The sequence below is a fragment of the Dactylosporangium sp. NPDC051087 genome (assembly GCF_055586325.1).
Window position 1 is genome coordinate 16,949 of the sequence record NZ_JBVJIJ010000039.1, and the last position, 15,467, is coordinate 32,415.

Below are 15,467 nucleotides of genomic sequence, written 5' to 3' on the forward strand. Positions count from 1 at the left end.
GGGAGTCGGCCGTGGCCGGACAGGACCGCATCGACACGTCGGTGCCGCACCCGGCCCGCCGGTACAACTACTGGCTCGGCGGCAAGGACCACTTCGCCGCCGACCGGGCCTCCGGCGACGAGATCGCCGCCGCGTTCCCGACCGTCCGCACGGCGGTGCTCGCCAACCGGGCGTTCCTGCGTTCCTCCGTGCGGTTCCTGGCGGAGGAGGCGGGCGTCCGGCAGTTCCTCGACATCGGCACCGGCCTGCCGGTCCCCGACAACACGCACGAGCTCGCGCAGCGCGCCGACCCGACGTCCCGCGTCGTCTACGTCGACAACGACCCGATCGTGCTGACCCACGCGCGGGCGCTGCTCACCGGGACACCGGAAGGCCGCACCGCATACCTGGAAGCGGACCTGCGCGACCCGGACGCGATCCTCTCGCACCCGGACCTGCGGGCGACCCTCGACCTGGACCGGCCGGTCGGCCTGCTGCTCGTGGCGATCCTGCACTTCATCCACACCGACGAGGTGGCCCTGCCGATCGTGCGGACCCTGCTGGACGCGCTGCCGTCCGGCAGCTACCTGGCCGCCACGAACGCGACCGTCGACTTCGCCGACGAGGCGGGCGCCGCGGCGTACCGGGCGATGTTCGCCGCCGGGCGCACCGACGGGTACGCGCGCACGGCGGAGCAGTTCGGCGCCTTCTTCGAGGGCCTGGACCTGGTCTCGCCGGGCATCGTCCCCGTCTGCGACTGGCGCGGCGCCTACCCGGACGCCACCCCCGCCGACGTCGCCATCTACGCCGCGGTGGGCCGCAAACCCTGACAAAGGGTTTCCCGGCGCGGGGTGACCGGGTAGAGGTCCGGTCATGAAGGCGAACCCGGTCCCGCCCGTCCTTGCCGCCGCTGCCGCATTGACCCTGCTCACCGCGTGCGGCTCGACGGATCCGTCCACAACGCCGTCCGCCGCCGGCTCCACCGCCGCTTCCGCCACCGGTTCGGCCGCCGCTTCCGCTTCCGCGGCGGCTTCCGGTGTACCGGCGCCGAGCGGGACCGACCCGGTCCTGGCCGGGCGGCGGAAGGTCGTCATCGTGCCGGTCGGGTCGTTCGAGTCGATCCTCGCCGTCGACGCCACGGGCCGGCTGACGCTCACCGACGGCGACACCGACAAGGGCCTGTTCGTGCTGACCCCGGACGGCACCGGCAAGCACCGGATCACGACGCCGGCCCCGCCGTCCTGCATGGGCGTCAAGAACAACGGCGCCGCCCCGCTGACGGTCGTCGCGGCCACCTGCGACCCCGCGGCGACGGGGCAGCTGTTCGCCCTCGAACAGCGCAAGGAGAAGGACGGTCAGGGCCGTCCCACGTACGCGATCAGCTCCGCCGGCGGCGTCTACCTGCGCACCGGCCGCGACGGGCTGATCGCCGAGGAGCTCGGCGACGCGGGCCCGCCGACCACGTTCGCGTTCGTCGACAACGGCCCGGCCACGTAGTCGCGGACCGTGGTGGGCGGCCGGCCGAGGAGCTGCTCGACGTCGTGGGTGAGCCGGTCGTACCGGCCCTCGCGATGCAACCGGACCATCGTGAGCAGGTGGTCGCGCAGGTGCTCCGGCAGGTGCAGCGGCGTCAGCACCTCGTCGACCCACTCCTGGAGCGGGACGTCGACGTAGGTGATCGTCCGCCCCAGCGCGGCCGAACACTCCGCCGCCATCGCCGTCATGTCCTCCGAGCGCGCGCCGGTCAGCTCGTACACCTTCCCGATGTGCGGCCCGGGCGCCGTGAGGACCGCGGCGACGACCCCGGCGACGTCCCGCGCCGCGACCGGCGACGTGCGCGCCGCCCCGAACGGCAGCCGCAGCTCGCCGCCCCTGAGCCCGGCGAAGATCGGGTTCTCCAGGAAGACGGTCGGCCGCACGTGCACGACCGGCAGCCCCGACCAGTCCAGGACCCGCTCACCGAGCCACTGCAACCGGTGCTGCGCCGACTCCCCGGTGCTGGTCAGCGTCATCTCCGACACCGTCATCTGCGACATGTTCACCAGCGCCACGAGGTCCTGCCGCCGCTCACCCGCCGCCGCGGCGACGGTGACGGTGGCCCTCAGGTAGCTCGCCGCCACACTCATGCCGAAGTACACCCGCCCGCACCCGTCCAGCGCCCGCACGACGTCACCCGCGTCGGTGAGATCCCCGGCGACGACCTCGGCCCCGGTCGCCCGCAACGCCTCGGCCCGCTCGTCCTCCCGGTGCACGAACGCCCGCACCGGCACGTCCCGCTCGCGCAGCAGCTCCACGACGGTCCGGCCGACCGACCCCACCCCGCCGGCCGCCCCGGTGACGAGCACCATGTCCATGCCCCCATGCTCGGCGGCCGCCGCCCGTGCGGCACCACCCCGCGGGGTCAATGCCGGCCCTGCACCTCGCGTGCCCCGGCGGGGGTCTCGCGTGCCCCGGCGGGGGTCTCGCGCGCCCCGGCACGGGTCTCGCGTGCCCCGGCACGGATGACGAGCAGGTTGAGCAGTCCGATGACCAGGAACAACCCGACCGGTCCGACCACCCCGACGCCGTTGCCCAGCACCGCCAGCACCACGATCGTGGCGAGGGCGGCGACGGTCTCGCCGTACGCGAGGGCGACGCTGACGGTCGTGAGCTTCCGGCTCCACGCCCGGTGCCGCCCGAACGCGGCCACGCCGAGACCCAGGTAGACGACCCCGAGGACCGCGGCGAGGACCGGCATCATGACGAGCGCCCGGTCCCCGGTCTCCGCGGCGAAGACCCCCACGACCCAGGTGAACGGAATCATCAGCAGCCCGGCCGCCACCAGCGCCGCCGGGCCGAACGCCCCTGCCTGCCCACGCCCAGTCATCGAATCCCCCTGATCGGTGCCCGACACGGTACTGCCCGATCCGCGCCGGTACGTGGATGTGTCGCCGATCGGTCGGCCCGCTGTTCGGCCGACCACGGATGTCTGGTCGGCCAACTGGGCGCTCTATGCGGTTGTCAGGTTGAACGCGAAGTATGAGTACTTTTGTCTGCTTCAAGCCGGAAATTTACCTACCGTAGTCGCATCGTCACAAACAAGGGGGATCGTGATGCGCAACATGCAGCGAATGACGGCGATGGCCGGGATGGTGCTGGCCGCCGGCGCGGTGATCGGGATGGGCGCCTCAGCGGCGTCGGCCGCCACCGTCCAGGACGGTAAGAGCACGGTCGCGCAGCCCCGCCCGGGCGGCAACGACCACCCGGGCGACGGGCGCGGCGGCGACGGCCGGGGCGGCGACGGCCGGGGCGGCGACGGCCGGGGCGGCGACGGCCGCTGGCACGGCAGCTGGGACGGCCACCGCCACGGCGGCTGGGTCCAGTCCTGGACCGTGCGCACGTTCCAGAACAAGCGCGCGTGCAACTTCGCCGGCTGGATCGGCGAGCAGCGCGGCCTCTGGGACGACTCCGACTGCTACCGGGTCGGCCGGGGCAACAAGTACATCCTCGTCGCCCACGAGTACGGCGGCCGTCGGCACCGCTGACCCGCCCCACCGGGCGCCGTGAGGGCCCGGGCCGCGCGGTCGAGGCCCGTCGACGGGTGCGGCAACCACAGGCGGCCGGGATGCGACTTCCGCATCCCGGCCGCTGCCGTTTCCGGCCGGCGTGCCCCGGCGAGCCGAACTTTGCGATCTGGCGACTACTGATCGTAGTATCTGGTCGATACAACACTCATGACATATGATGTCAGGGACATGTTCGGAGGCGCGACGTGGCGTGGACGATCGTGGTGGTCGAGCCAGTGCGCTCATGGCTTCATGATCTGCGACATTCCGATCGGCGGACCTTGACGCTGATCAGCGCGGCGGTCGATGCGCTCGCGGTGGAAGGTCCCGCGTTGGGTCGGCCGCTGGTGGACACGGTTCGAGGCTCCAGGCTTGCGAACTTGAAGGAGTTGCGACCCGGTTCGGCCGGCGCGAGCGAGGTCCGGTTGTTGTTCGTCTTTGATCCGGTACGGCAGGCAGTGCTGCTCGTCGGTGGGGACAAGGCGGGCAACTGGCAGGGTTGGTACAGAACAGCGATACCGATTGCCGAAGCGGCGTAAGCCGAGCATCTGCAGCGGTTGCACGAGAAAGACGGTGAGCAGTGATGGACCACCTCAAGGATCCGCAGGCCATCTCCTGGGACGACATGAAGGCCGAGCTCGGCTTCACCGAGGCTGAGCGCGAGGAGATCCAAGCTGGCGCTCAAGAGCTGATCGCGCAGGCGCGCGCCTACCGGCTGGCCGAGGTCCGCCGCCGGCAGCACGCGACACAGACGGACATCGCGAAGGTGATGGGCGTGACGCAGGCCCGGGTGTCCCGGATCGAGAAGGGCGAGATCTCGCGCAGCGAGGTCGACACGCTCGCCGCCTACGTCCAGGCCCTCGGCGGCAAGTTGAAGATAATCGCCGATTTCGGCGACGAGTCGTACGTGCTCGGCTGAGACCTGCCTGACGTTCTGGACCGTCGGAGTCGGTACTGCCCTTCAAGGCGGGAGGCTGCTGCCGAAGCGTCAGCCGCCGCTGTCGTCGAGTTCTGCGCCCTCGGGGATGGTCTCGTCGTCGCGGTCGGCCAGCCAGTCCTGGGGGAGGACCACCTTTGCCGGGGTGCCGGTGCGGCCCCTGGGCTGGCCGAGGATCTCGCGGGGGAACGGCACGTCCGGGTCGAGTTGTGCCAGCAGGGCGCCGAGTTCGGCCAGGGACGACGAGGTGGCCATGGCGGCGCGGAGTTCGCCGCCGGCGGGGAAGCCCTTCAGGTACCAGGCGACGTGCTTGCGGAAGTCGGTCACGCCTTCCTTCTCCCGGCCCCACCATTCGACGAGCAGCGTCGCGTGGCGGAGCATCAAGGCGGCGACCTCGCCCTGGGTGGGGAAGGCGCGGTCGGTGCGGCCGGCGAAGGCGGCGGCGAGGTCGGCGAAGAGCCAGGGGCGGCCGAGGCAGCCGCGGCCGATCACGACGCCGTCGCAACCCGTCCGGGACATCATCTCCAGCGCGTCTGACGCCTCCCAGATGTCGCCGTTGCCGAGGACGGGGATGTCCAAAGTGGACTTCAACGCGGCGATGGCGTCCCAGTTGGCCGTACCTGAGTAGCGCTGGGCGGCGGTGCGGGCGTGCAGGGCGACCCACGCGACACCGGCGTCCTGGGCGATGCGGCCCGCGTCGAGCATCGTGACGTGGTCGTCGTCGATGCCGATGCGCATCTTGACGGTGACCGGGACGTCGCCCGCGGCGGCGACGGCGGAGCGGACGATGTCGCCGAACAGCTTGCGTTTCCAGGGGAGGGCGGAGCCGCCGCCGCGGCGGGTGACCTTCGGGACGGAGCAGCCGAAGTTCATGTCGATGTGGTCGGCCAGGTCCTGCTCGACGACCATCTCGACGGCCTTGCGGATGGTGGCGGGGTCCACGCCGTACAGCTGGAGGCTCCGCGGCTTCTCGGCCGCGCCGAACTGGATCATGCTCATGGTCTTGGGGTTGCGTTCGACCAGAGCGCGGGTGGTGATCATCTCGCAGACGTAGAGGCCGGCGCCCTGTTCGCGGCACAGTTGCCGGAAGGCCACGTTGGTGATGCCCGCCATCGGGGCGAGGACCACCGGCGGGTCGATGACATAGGGACCGAGCTTCAGCGTCACGTGTCCGAGCATGCCATGCCGCGCCGCTCGACGGTGTGCTGGCCGCGCGCAGGAACGATGCTCGGTCGTGCGCGAAAACGGGCCGCATGTAGCAGCAGTACGCATCTCGACGTGCGGCAACGCGGAAAGCCGTAAACCGGACATGACCATGAACGATGCGCGAAGCTGCTTGATGGAGCGCTCCCAGATGCACCCGTAAGAGGCACTTGTGCCGTTCCTTGTGCGACTTGTCTCAAGGCGATGCCAAAGCTCCGGAGGCCGCTTTACGGTGTCCGGCACATGGGAACCCTAACGATGGCTCAGTGCTCACCATGGAGGCTTCAGTGGAGAAGTTCGTCTATGACTTCGAAGAGGGTAACCGCGATCTCAAGGACCTGCTCGGCGGCAAAGGGGCGAACCTCGCCGAGATGACCAACCTCGGCCTGCCCGTGCCGCCGGGGTTCACCATCACCACCGACGCCTGCCGCGCGTACCTCAGGACGGGTGACCTGCCCGAGGGGATGGACCGGCAGGTCGGTGAGCACCTGGCCGCGCTCGAGGCGAAGATGGGCCGCAAGCTCGGCGACCGGCACGACCCGCTGCTCGTCTCGGTGCGCTCGGGCGCGAAGTTCTCGATGCCCGGCATGATGGAGACGGTGCTCAACGTCGGGCTCACCGACAGCAGCGTCGACGGGCTCGCCGCGCAGGCCGGCGGCGACGAGCGCTTCGCCTGGGACTCCTACCGGCGACTGATCCAGATGTTCGGCAAGACCGTGTGCGAGGTGCCCGGCGAGGAGTTCGAGCACGCCCTCGACGACGCGAAGCACGCCGCGAGGACGAAGGACGACCTGGGCCTCGACGCCGCCGCGCTGAAGACGCTCGTCGAGAAGTACAAGGAGATCTTCCGCGCGCACACCGGCCGCGACTTCCCGCAGGACCCGCGTGAGCAGCTCGACCTCGCCGTCGGCGCCGTCTTCGGCTCGTGGAACGCCGACCGCGCCGTGCTGTACCGGCGGCAGGAGCGGATCCCGACCGACCTCGGCACGGCCGTCAACGTCGTCGCGATGGTCTTCGGCAACCTGGGCGCCGACTCCGGCACCGGCGTCGCCTTCACCCGTGACCCCGCGACCGGTGAACCCGGCGTCTACGGCGACTACCTCGCCAACGCCCAGGGCGAGGACGTCGTCGCCGGCATCCGCAACACCACGCCGCTGGAAGGCCTCGCGACGAAGAACAAGCAGGCCTACGACGAGCTGATGGCCATCATGGCGAAGCTCGAGGAGCACTACCGGGACCTGTGCGACATCGAGTTCACGATCGAGCGCGGCAAGCTGTGGATGCTGCAGACCCGGGTCGGCAAGCGGACCGCGGCGGCGGCGTTCGTCATCGCCACGCACCTCGTCGACGAGGGTGTCATCGACATGGACGAGGCGCTGCGCCGGGTCAACGGCGCCCAGCTCGCGCAGCTGATGTTCCCGACGTTCGACCTGTCACAAGAGCCGGCGCAGCTCACCCGGGGCGTCGGCGCGTCACCGGGCGCGGCCGTCGGCAAGGCCGTGTTCGACGCCAAGCACGCCGTCGCCATGGCCAAGGAGGGGGAGCAGGTCATCCTGGTGCGCCGGGAGACCAACCCCGACGACCTGCCCGGCATGATCGCCGCCCAGGGCATCCTGACCAGCCGCGGCGGCAAGACCTCGCACGCCGCCGTGGTCGCCCGCGGCATGGGCAAGACGTGCGTATGCGGCGCCGACGACCTCGACGTCAACCTCCACAAGGGACAGTTCACGGTGGACGGTCACGTCGTCTCCGAGGGCGACGTCATCTCCGTCGACGGCACCACCGGCCGGGTCTACCTAGGCGAGGTGCCCGTCCAGCCGTCGCCGGTCGTGCAGTACTTCGAAGGCACCCTCGACGCGGAGGCCGACCCCCTGGTCAGCGCGGTGCACCGGATCCTCACCCACGCCGACGGCAGCCGGCGGCTGAAGGTGCGCACCAACGCCGACACCGGCGAGGACGCGGCGCGGGCCCGCCGCTTCGGCGCGCAGGGCGTCGGGCTGTGCCGCACCGAGCACATGTTCCTCGGCGAGCGCCGCGCCCTCGTCGAGCGGCTGATCCTGGCCCGCGACCCGCAGGCGCGCGACGCGGCCCTGGCCGAGCTGCTGCCGCTGCAACGGGACGACTTCGTCGAGCTGTTCCGGGAGATGAAGGACCTGCCGGTCACCGTGCGGCTGATCGACCCGCCGCTGCACGAGTTCCTGCCGCCCCTGGAAGACCTGGCCGTCAAGGTCGCCGTCGCCGAGGAGCGCGGGCAGGATCCCGGCCACGACAAGGACCTCCTGGACGCCGTACGCCGGATGCACGAGGAGAACCCGATGCTGGGGCTGCGCGGCGTGCGCCTCGGCCTGGTCATCCCCGGGCTGTTCGCGATGCAGGTCCGGGCGATCGTCGAGGCCGCCGCGCAGGTCGACGGCGCCCGCCCGGAGATCATGGTGCCGCTCGTCGGTGCCGTGCAGGAGCTGGAGACGATCCGCGCCGAGGCGGAGAAGATCATCGGCGAGCACGACGTCGAGGTGAAGATCGGCACGATGATCGAGGTGCCGAGGGCCGCGCTGACCGCGGGCGACATCGCCCAGGCCGCCGACTTCTTCTCGTTCGGGACCAACGACCTGACCCAGATGGGCTGGGGCTTCTCCCGCGACGACGTCGAGGGCGCGTTCTTCTGGCGGTACCTCGAGCTCGGCATCTTCGGGGTGTCGCCGTTCGAGTCCATCGACCGCGACGGCGTCGGGCGGCTCGTGCGCATCGCCGTCGACGAGGGCCGGGCGGCCCGGCCGGAGCTGCACTTCGGGGTCTGCGGCGAGCACGGCGGCGACCCCGAGTCGGTGCACTTCTTCCACGAGGTCGGCCTCGACTACGTGTCGTGCTCACCGTTCCGGGTGCCCGTGGCACGGTTGGAGGCCGGCCGCGCGGCCGTGACCGAGCAGTCGACCTCCGACACCCGTTGACAGCGGACGATCAGACGTCGAGCTCCTCTTCGATGCGGGCGAGGTGGTGCCGGGCCAGCGCGAGGTTGGCCCGGGACCGCAGCAGGGCGAGGTAGAGGAACAGCCCCTTGCCCGAGCGGCCGGTGACCGGCCTGATCAGGTGGTACTGGTTGTTCAGCGTGATCAGGATGTCCTCGATGCCGTCCTTGAGGTTGAGCATCTCGATGGTGCGCATCTTGGCCCGGACCACGTCGGTGTTGCCGGCCGCCGCCACGGTCAGGTCCAGGTCCTTCGAACCGCCGAGCACGCCGAGCGCCATGCCGCTGTTGTAGTCCACCAGGGCGACGCCGACAGCGCCGTCGATGGTCATGAGTTCCTTGAGCGCAGTTTCCATGTCCGCCATGGCTACCTCCGTGAGCTTGGTGGTGGGGGGAGTGTCGCTTGGTATGGGGTTCTGTTCGTTCGTTCGTCTCGGTCGCCGGTGGACCCCGCCGCCGCGGCCTACCATCGGGCCGGCTCCGGGATCGCCTGGGCGAAGCTGAGCGCGGCGGTGGCCACCACGTGCGACACCACGCCGATCGACCGCCGTGCCTCGTGGTGCAGCCGCCCGACGTTCGCGTCGGCGTCGGCGAGCAGGACCAGCACGGCGCCGTGACCGGCCATGTACATGGCGACGTGCCCGCCCATGCTGCTGATCAGTACCTCCTGGAAGTTGTCGTGGCCGGCGCTGTCGGCGATGCGCTGGCTGACGCCGAGGCACGCCGCCGCGAGCGCGGCGACCCCCTCGGCGACCACCGTCTCGGCCTCGTCGACGATGAGCAGGCCGTCGGTGCTGGCGACCAGGCATCCGGTGAGCTCCGGCACGGCCCGGCGCAGCCGGCCCAGCTCCGCGAGGAGCTCGCCGCGCAGTTCCGTATCGGTGGTCATTGTCGTTGCACCTCCGTGCTCGATCGCGTCATCGCAGGGACTGCAGGGCCGATCGGATGCGTTTGAGCAGCGTGTCGTCCGGGGGCTTGTCGATCGCCCCGGGCAGGACCGCCAGGGCGCTGACCCCGGCCGGAAGGTGCCGGCGGGTGCTGGCCGGCGGGTCCTCGAACGTGAACGTCCCGGGGACCCGCTGCGGCAGGAACTCGTCGTCCTCGGCGACGGCCGGTGCGACGGCAGCCGCCCGCACCGGCTTCGCCGATCCAGTGACTTTCGGCGCCGGTGGCTGCTGCTCGATCGCGGGCCGCTCCTCGATCGCCGGTGGCGGCTCCTCTGCCGACGGCGGCGGCTCCTGTACGAGGCCCGCCGCGGCGAGCCGGCGCACGTCCAGCGTCACCGCGTAGGCGGACCGTCCGAGGAGCCCGGCCAGCTCCTGCGGGGTCCGCTCACCGTCGGCGTGCAGGACGATCTCCCACTGGAGGCCGGACAGCAGCACCCGGTCGAGGCCGGGTCGCAGGACCGGCCTGACGGCTGCGGTGTCAGTGACGTCTGAGGGGTGCACCTCGTCAAGGATGCGCCGCTGCCGGGTGACGTGGTCGCACAACTGGTCCGCCGTCACGGTGCCCTCCGCACCGAGCCAGTGCTCGATGTCCGGGGCGAAGCGGAGCTCGGCCCGCCCGGTCGACAGGACGAAGAACGCGGCGTCGTACAGGGCGTTGATCGCACACAGCTCGATCTCCGCGGCGGTGACGTGCCCGCCCTCCACCAGGGCCCGGGCCGGCCGGGACGGGATCGTCTCCCACACCCGCTCGTCGACCACCCCGGCGGCGGTGAGCAGCCGGTCGACGCTCGGCGCGGCCGGCGACTCGACGCCGTTGACCAGGCCGTCGCGCAGGAAGATGACGCCACCTGGCTCTCCGACGACGGTCAGCGCGCCGGTCGCGCCGAGGGAGGCGAGCTGCGTGAGGGCCTTCAGCGGGGTGACGCCCTTGCCGAGTTTCGGCTGCCTGCCGTCCTTCGCCGGGCCGCCGCTCCTGCCGCTCACGCTGCCACCTCCGTCGTGCGGGGACACGCGCTCATGCGAGGTCTTCGGCGAGGGAGCGGATGCGGCGGCGGGCGATGGCCAGGTTGCCCTCGGCGCGGTCGAGCCAGACGTACAGCACCAGCCGCGAGTCGAAGTTCGTCCGCACCGGCCTGATCAGGTGATACGCGGCGGAGGTGCTGATGATGACGTCCTCGACCGAGTCGCCGGGCACCGCCGGCGCGTACGCGGCGGTCTGCATCGCCGCGTGGATGACGCTGGCCGTGCCCAGCGCCGCGGCCGTCGGGTCCGCATGCGGCGCGACCGCCTCCTGCCCGCCCTGCATGCCCAGCGACTGCCCGGTGGTGTAGTCGATGAGGCTCGCCCCGATGGCGCCGCGGATCGTCATGGCGCGGCGCAGGCAGTCATCGATAGCAGACACTGGGTCTCCCGTTCGCGGCGGCAGATTGGCACGTGGAAGCGGCACACGACGGCGACAAGGGGGGAGCGGCCGTTAACGATGCGCTTCCGGCAAATTACCCCGGGCCACTGGATCGGCAACTCCGTGCGTTCGGTTGGTACCGGAAACCCGATCGGTCATTGCTTTTTGCAATATGCACGTTTACGCGACGCCGCCATTGGAAAGCCGCTAGGGTGGCGTGCCCTCGTGCGGCTGCACGGCTGCGACGCCGGTCGGCGCGGCGTATGGTGAGTCCCCACGCCGACCACGGAGGTACGCATGGGGAGCCGGTGGGATGCCTTGATCGTCGATGCGCTCGACCCTGAGCGGCTCGGCCGGTGGTGGGCCGAAGTGCTCGACCACCGGGTCGAGAGCGTCTCGGCGCGGGAGGTCGTGGTCGGCCCCGGGATCGACGGCCATCCACGGCTGATCTTCCTGCGGCACCCCGACCCCAGGCACGCCAAGAACCGGCTCCACCTCGACCTGCGCCCCGACGACCTGGACGCCGAGATCGAGCGCCTGGTCAACATGGGCGCCCGGCACGTCGACGTCGGCCAGTCGGAGGAGACCGAGTGGCTGGTCCTGGCCGACCCCGAGGGCAACGAGTTCTGCATCCTTCGCACCCGCGAGTGACCCCCCGATGAGTGAATTCGGGAAGGCGTACCGGTGGGCGGTCGCGTCCGGGCTCGGGCTGCTGACCGTGGCCGCCGGCGCGTTCGCGCTGTACAACGTCCGGCAGATCCTCGTGCAGGTCGTCATCGCCGTGTTCGTCGCCGTGAGCCTCGACCCGGCCGTGCGGCTGCTCATCCGCCGTGGGGTGCGCCGCTCGGTCGCGGTCGCCGTCATCGTGGTGCTCGCCCTGGCGATCCTCGTCGGGTTCGTCTGGTCGATGGTCCCGCCCCTGGTCGGGCAGGGCGGCGACCTGCTGCGCAACATCCCGCAGTATCTGCAGGAGCTGCCCGAGCGGTCGCAGGCGTATCGCGAGGTGGCCGACCGCTACGGGCTGACGGCGAAGCTCACCGAATACGCCAAGACACTGCCGGGCAAGATCGGCGGCGGCGCGCTCGGCGTCATCACCGGGATCTTCAGCGCGATCCTCAACGTCCTGCTGGTCACCGTGCTCACCGTCTACTTCATGGCCGACCTGCCCCGGATCCGCCGCGGCATCGTGCGGCTGGTGCCCCGGCAGGGCCGCCCCCGCGCCGCGCAGGCGATCAACGTCGTCGTCGACAAGGTCGGCGGCTATATGATCGGCAACCTGATCATCTCGCTGTTCGCCGGCGTGTCCTCGTTCGCCTGCCTGTTCCTGATGGACGTGCCGTTCGCACTGCCCCTCGCCTTCTTCGTCGCGATCACCGACCTGATCCCGCTCATCGGCGCCACCGTCGGCGCCGTCGGGTGCACGGTCGTCGCGCTGGTCACCGGCGACCTCTGGCCCGGCGCGATCGTCGTCGCCACGTTCTTCCTGCTGTACCAGCAGCTGGAGAACTACCTGATCGCGCCGCGGGTCCTGCGCAACACCGTGGACCTGTCCTCGATCGCCGTGCTGCTCGCGGCGCTGGTCGGCGGCGCGATCCTCGGCGTCGTCGGCGCGCTCATGGCGATCCCCGTCGTCGCCGCGATCAAGGTCCTGATGACACCCGTCGTCGAGGCGCTCAACGAGCCGCCCGCCGGCCGCGACCCACCCGCGCCGCCACCCGTGCCCGTCCCGTCGCCGCCCGCCGCGTCCCAGGCGCAGGACTCCGCGCCGGTCCAGGCGCCACTTCCCGCGCCGCGAGATCGGGAAGCCGAGGAAAGCTCTAAGCTCGACTCGTGAACGCGCCCCGGGATCAGCACGCCGGGCAGGCCCGTGCCCGGCACGTGGACCCCGACGCGGAACGCTTCGTGCTCGAGCCGCAGAAGGACCGCGCGACGACCTCGGCGGACAACGGCCGCACCCCGTTCCAGCGGGACCGGGCCAGGGTCCTGCACTCCGCCGGGTTCCGCCGGCTCGCCGCCAAGACCCAGGTGCACACCGCGGGCGCCGACGCGTTCCTGCGCACCCGGCTCACCCACTCCCTGGAGGTCGCGCAGATCGCCCGGGAGATGGGCGCCCGCCTCGGCTGCGACCCCGACGTCGTGGACACCGCCGGGCTCGCCCACGACCTCGGCCACCCCCCGTTCGGGCACAACGGCGAGGACGCGCTCGACGCCGTCGCCGGGCCGTGCGGCGGGTTCGAGGGCAACGCGCAGACCCTGCGGGTCCTCACCCGGCTGGAGGCCAAGGTCCTCGCCCCGGACGGCGCCTCCGCCGGGCTCAACCTCACCCGGGCCTCGCTCGACGCCGTGTCGAAATACCCGTGGCCGCGCCGCGACGGCTACCGCAAGTTCGGGGTGTACTCCGACGACGAGGCCGTCTTCGCCTGGCTGCGCGACGGTCGTTCCGGCCCGGACCGGTGCCTCGAGGCGCAGGTCATGGACTGGGCCGACGACGTCGCCTACTCGGTGCACGACGTCGAGGACGGCATCCACGGCGGCTACGTCCACCTGGCCACCCTGCGCGCCGACGCCGGCGAACGCGCCGCGCTGTGCGAGGACGTCGCCGCCGCGTACTCCTCCGAGACGGCCGCGGACCTGGAGACCGTGCTGCTGGACCTGCTCGCCGACCCGGTCCTCGCGCCGCTGGACCACTACGACGGCAGCCACGCCGCACAGGTCGCCCTGAAGCGGATGACCAGCGTGCTCACCGGCCGGTTCGCCGCGGCCGCCGTGTCCGCGACCAGGTCCGCCCACGGCGACGCGCCGGTCCGCCGCTACGCGGCCGGGCTCGTCGTGCCGCCGGCCGTGCGGGCGCAGTGCGCGCTGCTGAAGGGCATCGCGCTGCGGTACGTGATGCGCCGCCCCGGCTCGAGACAGCGCTACGCGCAGGAGGTCACCATCCTCACCGAGCTCGTGGCCGCCCTCGCCGACCGGGCCCCGGACGGCCTCGACGCGGTGTTCGCCCCGATGTGGCGGGCCGCGCCCGACGACGCCGCCCGGCTCCGGGTCGTCATCGACCAGGTCGCCAGCCTCACCGACCTGTCCGCGACCGCCTGGCACGAGCGGCTGAGCACCTGACCCGAGCGCCTGACCCGAGCGCCTGACCCGAGCGTCCGGTCCAAGCGCCCGGCGGTGTCCCGTGGCGGATCGCGCGGCGGTAGGGAAGGCTGGGACGTATGGCTGACGAGCGGACATTTGTGATCGTGGGCGCGAGCCTCGCCGGGGCGAAGGCGGCGGAGACGCTGCGCGCCGAGGGCTTCACCGGCCGGATCGTGCTGATCGGCGAGGAGACGGAGCGCCCCTACGAGCGCCCCCCGCTGTCCAAGGGCTACCTGCAGGGCAAGGAGGACGCCCGCGAGAAGGCGTTCGTCCACCCCGCGGCGTGGTACACCGACAACGACGTCGACCTGCGCCTCGCCACCCGCGTCACCCGGCTCGACCCCGCCGCGCACACCGTCACCCTCGACGGCGTCGACGAGCTGCGCTACGACAAGCTGCTGCTCACCACCGGCTCCCGGGTCCGCACCCTGGACGTGCCCGGCGCCGGGCTCACCGGCGTGCGGTACCTGCGCACCGTCGACGAGTCCGACGCGCTGCTGGCCCACCTGCGCGACGCCGGCCGCGTGGTCGTCGTCGGCGCCGGCTGGATCGGCCTGGAGACCGCGGCCGCCGCCCGCAAGCACGGCGCGTCCGTCACCGTCGTCGAGCAGGCCGGCCTGCCCCTGCAGCGGGTCCTCGGCGACGAGGTCGCCACGATCTTCGCCGACCTGCACCGCGCCAACGGCGTCGAGTTCCGCTTCGGCTCGGGCGTCGCCTCCTTCGAGGGCGCCGACGGGGTCCTCACCGGCGTGACGCTCACCGACGGCACGCACCTGCCCGCGGACGTCGCCGTCGTCGGCGTCGGCATCCAGCCCAACACCGAGCTCGCCGTCGACGCCGGCCTCGAGGTCGACAACGGCATCCTCGTCGACGCCGCCCTGCGCACCTCCGACCCCGACGTCTACGCCGCCGGCGACGTGGTCAACCTCGACCACCCCGGCCTGCGCCGCCGGATCCGGGTCGAGCACTGGGCCAACGCCCTCAACGGCGGCAAGGTCGCCGCGAAGTCCCTGCTCGGCGACGCCGTCTACGACCGGGTGCCGTACTTCTTCTCCGACCAGTTCGACCTCGGCATGGAGTACTCCGGCTTCGCCGTCCCCGGCGAGTACGACCGCGTGGTCTTCCGCGGCGGGACCTCGGTCGCCGACGGGTTCGTCGCCTTCTGGGTCAAGGACGGCCGCGTCCTCGCCGGCATGAACGTCAACGTCTGGGACGTCACCGACGACATCCAGGCCCTCGTCCGTGCCGGCTGGGCCGGCACCGCCGTCGACCTCGACCGCCTGGAGGACCCCAAGGTCCCCCTCGGCGAGCTGCTCTGACCCGTGGCCGGTCCGCCGCGCCGCCCCCGGACCTT

17 protein-coding genes are annotated in these 15,467 nt (G+C 71.7%); 10 read left to right on the top strand and 7 right to left on the bottom strand.

What is annotated here, in order from left to right; translation table 11 throughout:
* The first annotated feature begins 11 nt into the window (after positions 1-11).
* Positions 12-809 carry an SAM-dependent methyltransferase gene (locus tag ACZ6TV_RS47820; protein ID WP_465307013.1) on the top strand — a complete coding sequence of 266 codons (798 nt, stop codon included), beginning with the start codon at positions 12-14 and terminating at the stop codon, positions 807-809.
* A 43-nt stretch (positions 810-852) separates the two neighbouring features.
* Entirely contained in the window at positions 853-1,476 is a 624-nt protein-coding gene (locus ACZ6TV_RS47825; protein WP_465307015.1) for a hypothetical protein, read from the top strand.
* Here ACZ6TV_RS47825 and ACZ6TV_RS47830 read toward each other — a convergent pair.
* Both ACZ6TV_RS47830 and ACZ6TV_RS47835 read right to left on the bottom strand, forming a co-directional pair.
* Positions 1,377-2,333 (bottom strand): NAD(P)H-binding protein, encoded by a 957-nt coding sequence (locus ACZ6TV_RS47830; RefSeq protein WP_465307017.1) that lies wholly within the window; start codon positions 2,331-2,333, stop codon positions 1,377-1,379. The genes ACZ6TV_RS47825 and ACZ6TV_RS47830 overlap by 100 nt on opposite strands.
* Before the next feature lie 47 nt (positions 2,334-2,380).
* The gene (locus tag ACZ6TV_RS47835) at positions 2,381-2,845 is read right to left on the bottom strand and encodes a hypothetical protein (RefSeq protein ID WP_465307019.1); all 465 of its coding nucleotides are present in this window, start codon (positions 2,843-2,845) and stop codon (positions 2,381-2,383) included.
* 235 nt (positions 2,846-3,080) lie between these two features.
* Between ACZ6TV_RS47835 and ACZ6TV_RS47840 the strand changes: the two genes are divergently transcribed.
* From ACZ6TV_RS47840 to ACZ6TV_RS47850, 3 genes are all read left to right on the top strand, one after another.
* Positions 3,081-3,503: a hypothetical protein gene (locus ACZ6TV_RS47840; RefSeq protein WP_465307021.1), complete on the top strand. Its 423-nt coding sequence runs from the start codon at positions 3,081-3,083 to the stop codon at positions 3,501-3,503.
* A gap of 227 nt (positions 3,504-3,730) precedes the next feature.
* Complete coding sequence (locus ACZ6TV_RS47845; protein WP_465307023.1) at positions 3,731-4,063, top strand: type II toxin-antitoxin system RelE/ParE family toxin; 333 nt, start codon at positions 3,731-3,733, stop codon at positions 4,061-4,063.
* A gap of 44 nt (positions 4,064-4,107) precedes the next feature.
* A complete protein-coding gene (locus ACZ6TV_RS47850; protein WP_465307025.1) occupies positions 4,108-4,443 on the top strand; it encodes an XRE family transcriptional regulator in 336 nt (111 codons plus the stop codon).
* A gap of 69 nt (positions 4,444-4,512) precedes the next feature.
* On the opposite strand, the gene dusB is transcribed toward ACZ6TV_RS47850, so the two are convergent.
* On the bottom strand, positions 4,513-5,640 hold the full coding sequence (dusB, locus tag ACZ6TV_RS47855) for a tRNA dihydrouridine synthase DusB (protein WP_465307027.1): 1,128 nt from the start codon (positions 5,638-5,640) through the stop codon (positions 4,513-4,515).
* 299 nt (positions 5,641-5,939) lie between these two features.
* Between dusB and ppdK the strand changes: the two genes are divergently transcribed.
* Positions 5,940-8,612, top strand: a complete 2,673-nt coding sequence (ppdK, locus tag ACZ6TV_RS47860; protein WP_465307029.1) for a pyruvate, phosphate dikinase — start codon at positions 5,940-5,942, stop codon at positions 8,610-8,612.
* Between the two features lie 10 nt (positions 8,613-8,622).
* Here the strand turns inward: ppdK and ACZ6TV_RS47865 are convergent, their stop codons facing one another.
* The 4 genes from ACZ6TV_RS47865 to ACZ6TV_RS47880 all read right to left on the bottom strand — a co-directional run bounded on the left by ACZ6TV_RS47865 (position 8,623) and on the right by ACZ6TV_RS47880 (position 10,978).
* Complete coding sequence (locus ACZ6TV_RS47865) at positions 8,623-8,994, bottom strand: roadblock/LC7 domain-containing protein (RefSeq protein WP_465307031.1); 372 nt, start codon at positions 8,992-8,994, stop codon at positions 8,623-8,625.
* A gap of 98 nt (positions 8,995-9,092) precedes the next feature.
* Positions 9,093-9,518: a roadblock/LC7 domain-containing protein gene (locus ACZ6TV_RS47870; protein WP_465307033.1), complete on the bottom strand. Its 426-nt coding sequence runs from the start codon at positions 9,516-9,518 to the stop codon at positions 9,093-9,095.
* A gap of 28 nt (positions 9,519-9,546) precedes the next feature.
* Positions 9,547-10,560 (bottom strand): hypothetical protein, encoded by a 1,014-nt coding sequence (locus ACZ6TV_RS47875; RefSeq protein ID WP_465307035.1) that lies wholly within the window; start codon positions 10,558-10,560, stop codon positions 9,547-9,549.
* Positions 10,561-10,591: 31 nt separating this feature from the next.
* Positions 10,592-10,978, bottom strand: coding sequence for a hypothetical protein (locus ACZ6TV_RS47880; RefSeq protein ID WP_465307037.1), 387 nt, complete (start codon positions 10,976-10,978; stop codon positions 10,592-10,594).
* A 297-nt stretch (positions 10,979-11,275) separates the two neighbouring features.
* On the opposite strand from ACZ6TV_RS47880, the gene ACZ6TV_RS47885 reads away from it, so the two are divergent.
* The 4 genes from ACZ6TV_RS47885 to ACZ6TV_RS47900 all read left to right on the top strand — a co-directional run bounded on the left by ACZ6TV_RS47885 (position 11,276) and on the right by ACZ6TV_RS47900 (position 15,432).
* The gene (locus tag ACZ6TV_RS47885; protein WP_465307039.1) at positions 11,276-11,629 is read left to right on the top strand and encodes a VOC family protein; all 354 of its coding nucleotides are present in this window, start codon (positions 11,276-11,278) and stop codon (positions 11,627-11,629) included.
* A gap of 7 nt (positions 11,630-11,636) precedes the next feature.
* Entirely contained in the window at positions 11,637-12,812 is a 1,176-nt protein-coding gene (locus tag ACZ6TV_RS47890) for an AI-2E family transporter (RefSeq protein WP_465307041.1), read from the top strand.
* 44 nt (positions 12,813-12,856) lie between these two features.
* Complete coding sequence (locus ACZ6TV_RS47895) at positions 12,857-14,092, top strand: deoxyguanosinetriphosphate triphosphohydrolase (protein ID WP_465307119.1); 1,236 nt, start codon at positions 12,857-12,859, stop codon at positions 14,090-14,092.
* Between the two features lie 98 nt (positions 14,093-14,190).
* The gene (locus tag ACZ6TV_RS47900; RefSeq protein ID WP_465307043.1) at positions 14,191-15,432 is read left to right on the top strand and encodes an NAD(P)/FAD-dependent oxidoreductase; all 1,242 of its coding nucleotides are present in this window, start codon (positions 14,191-14,193) and stop codon (positions 15,430-15,432) included.
* Positions 15,433-15,467 lie beyond the last annotated feature (35 nt).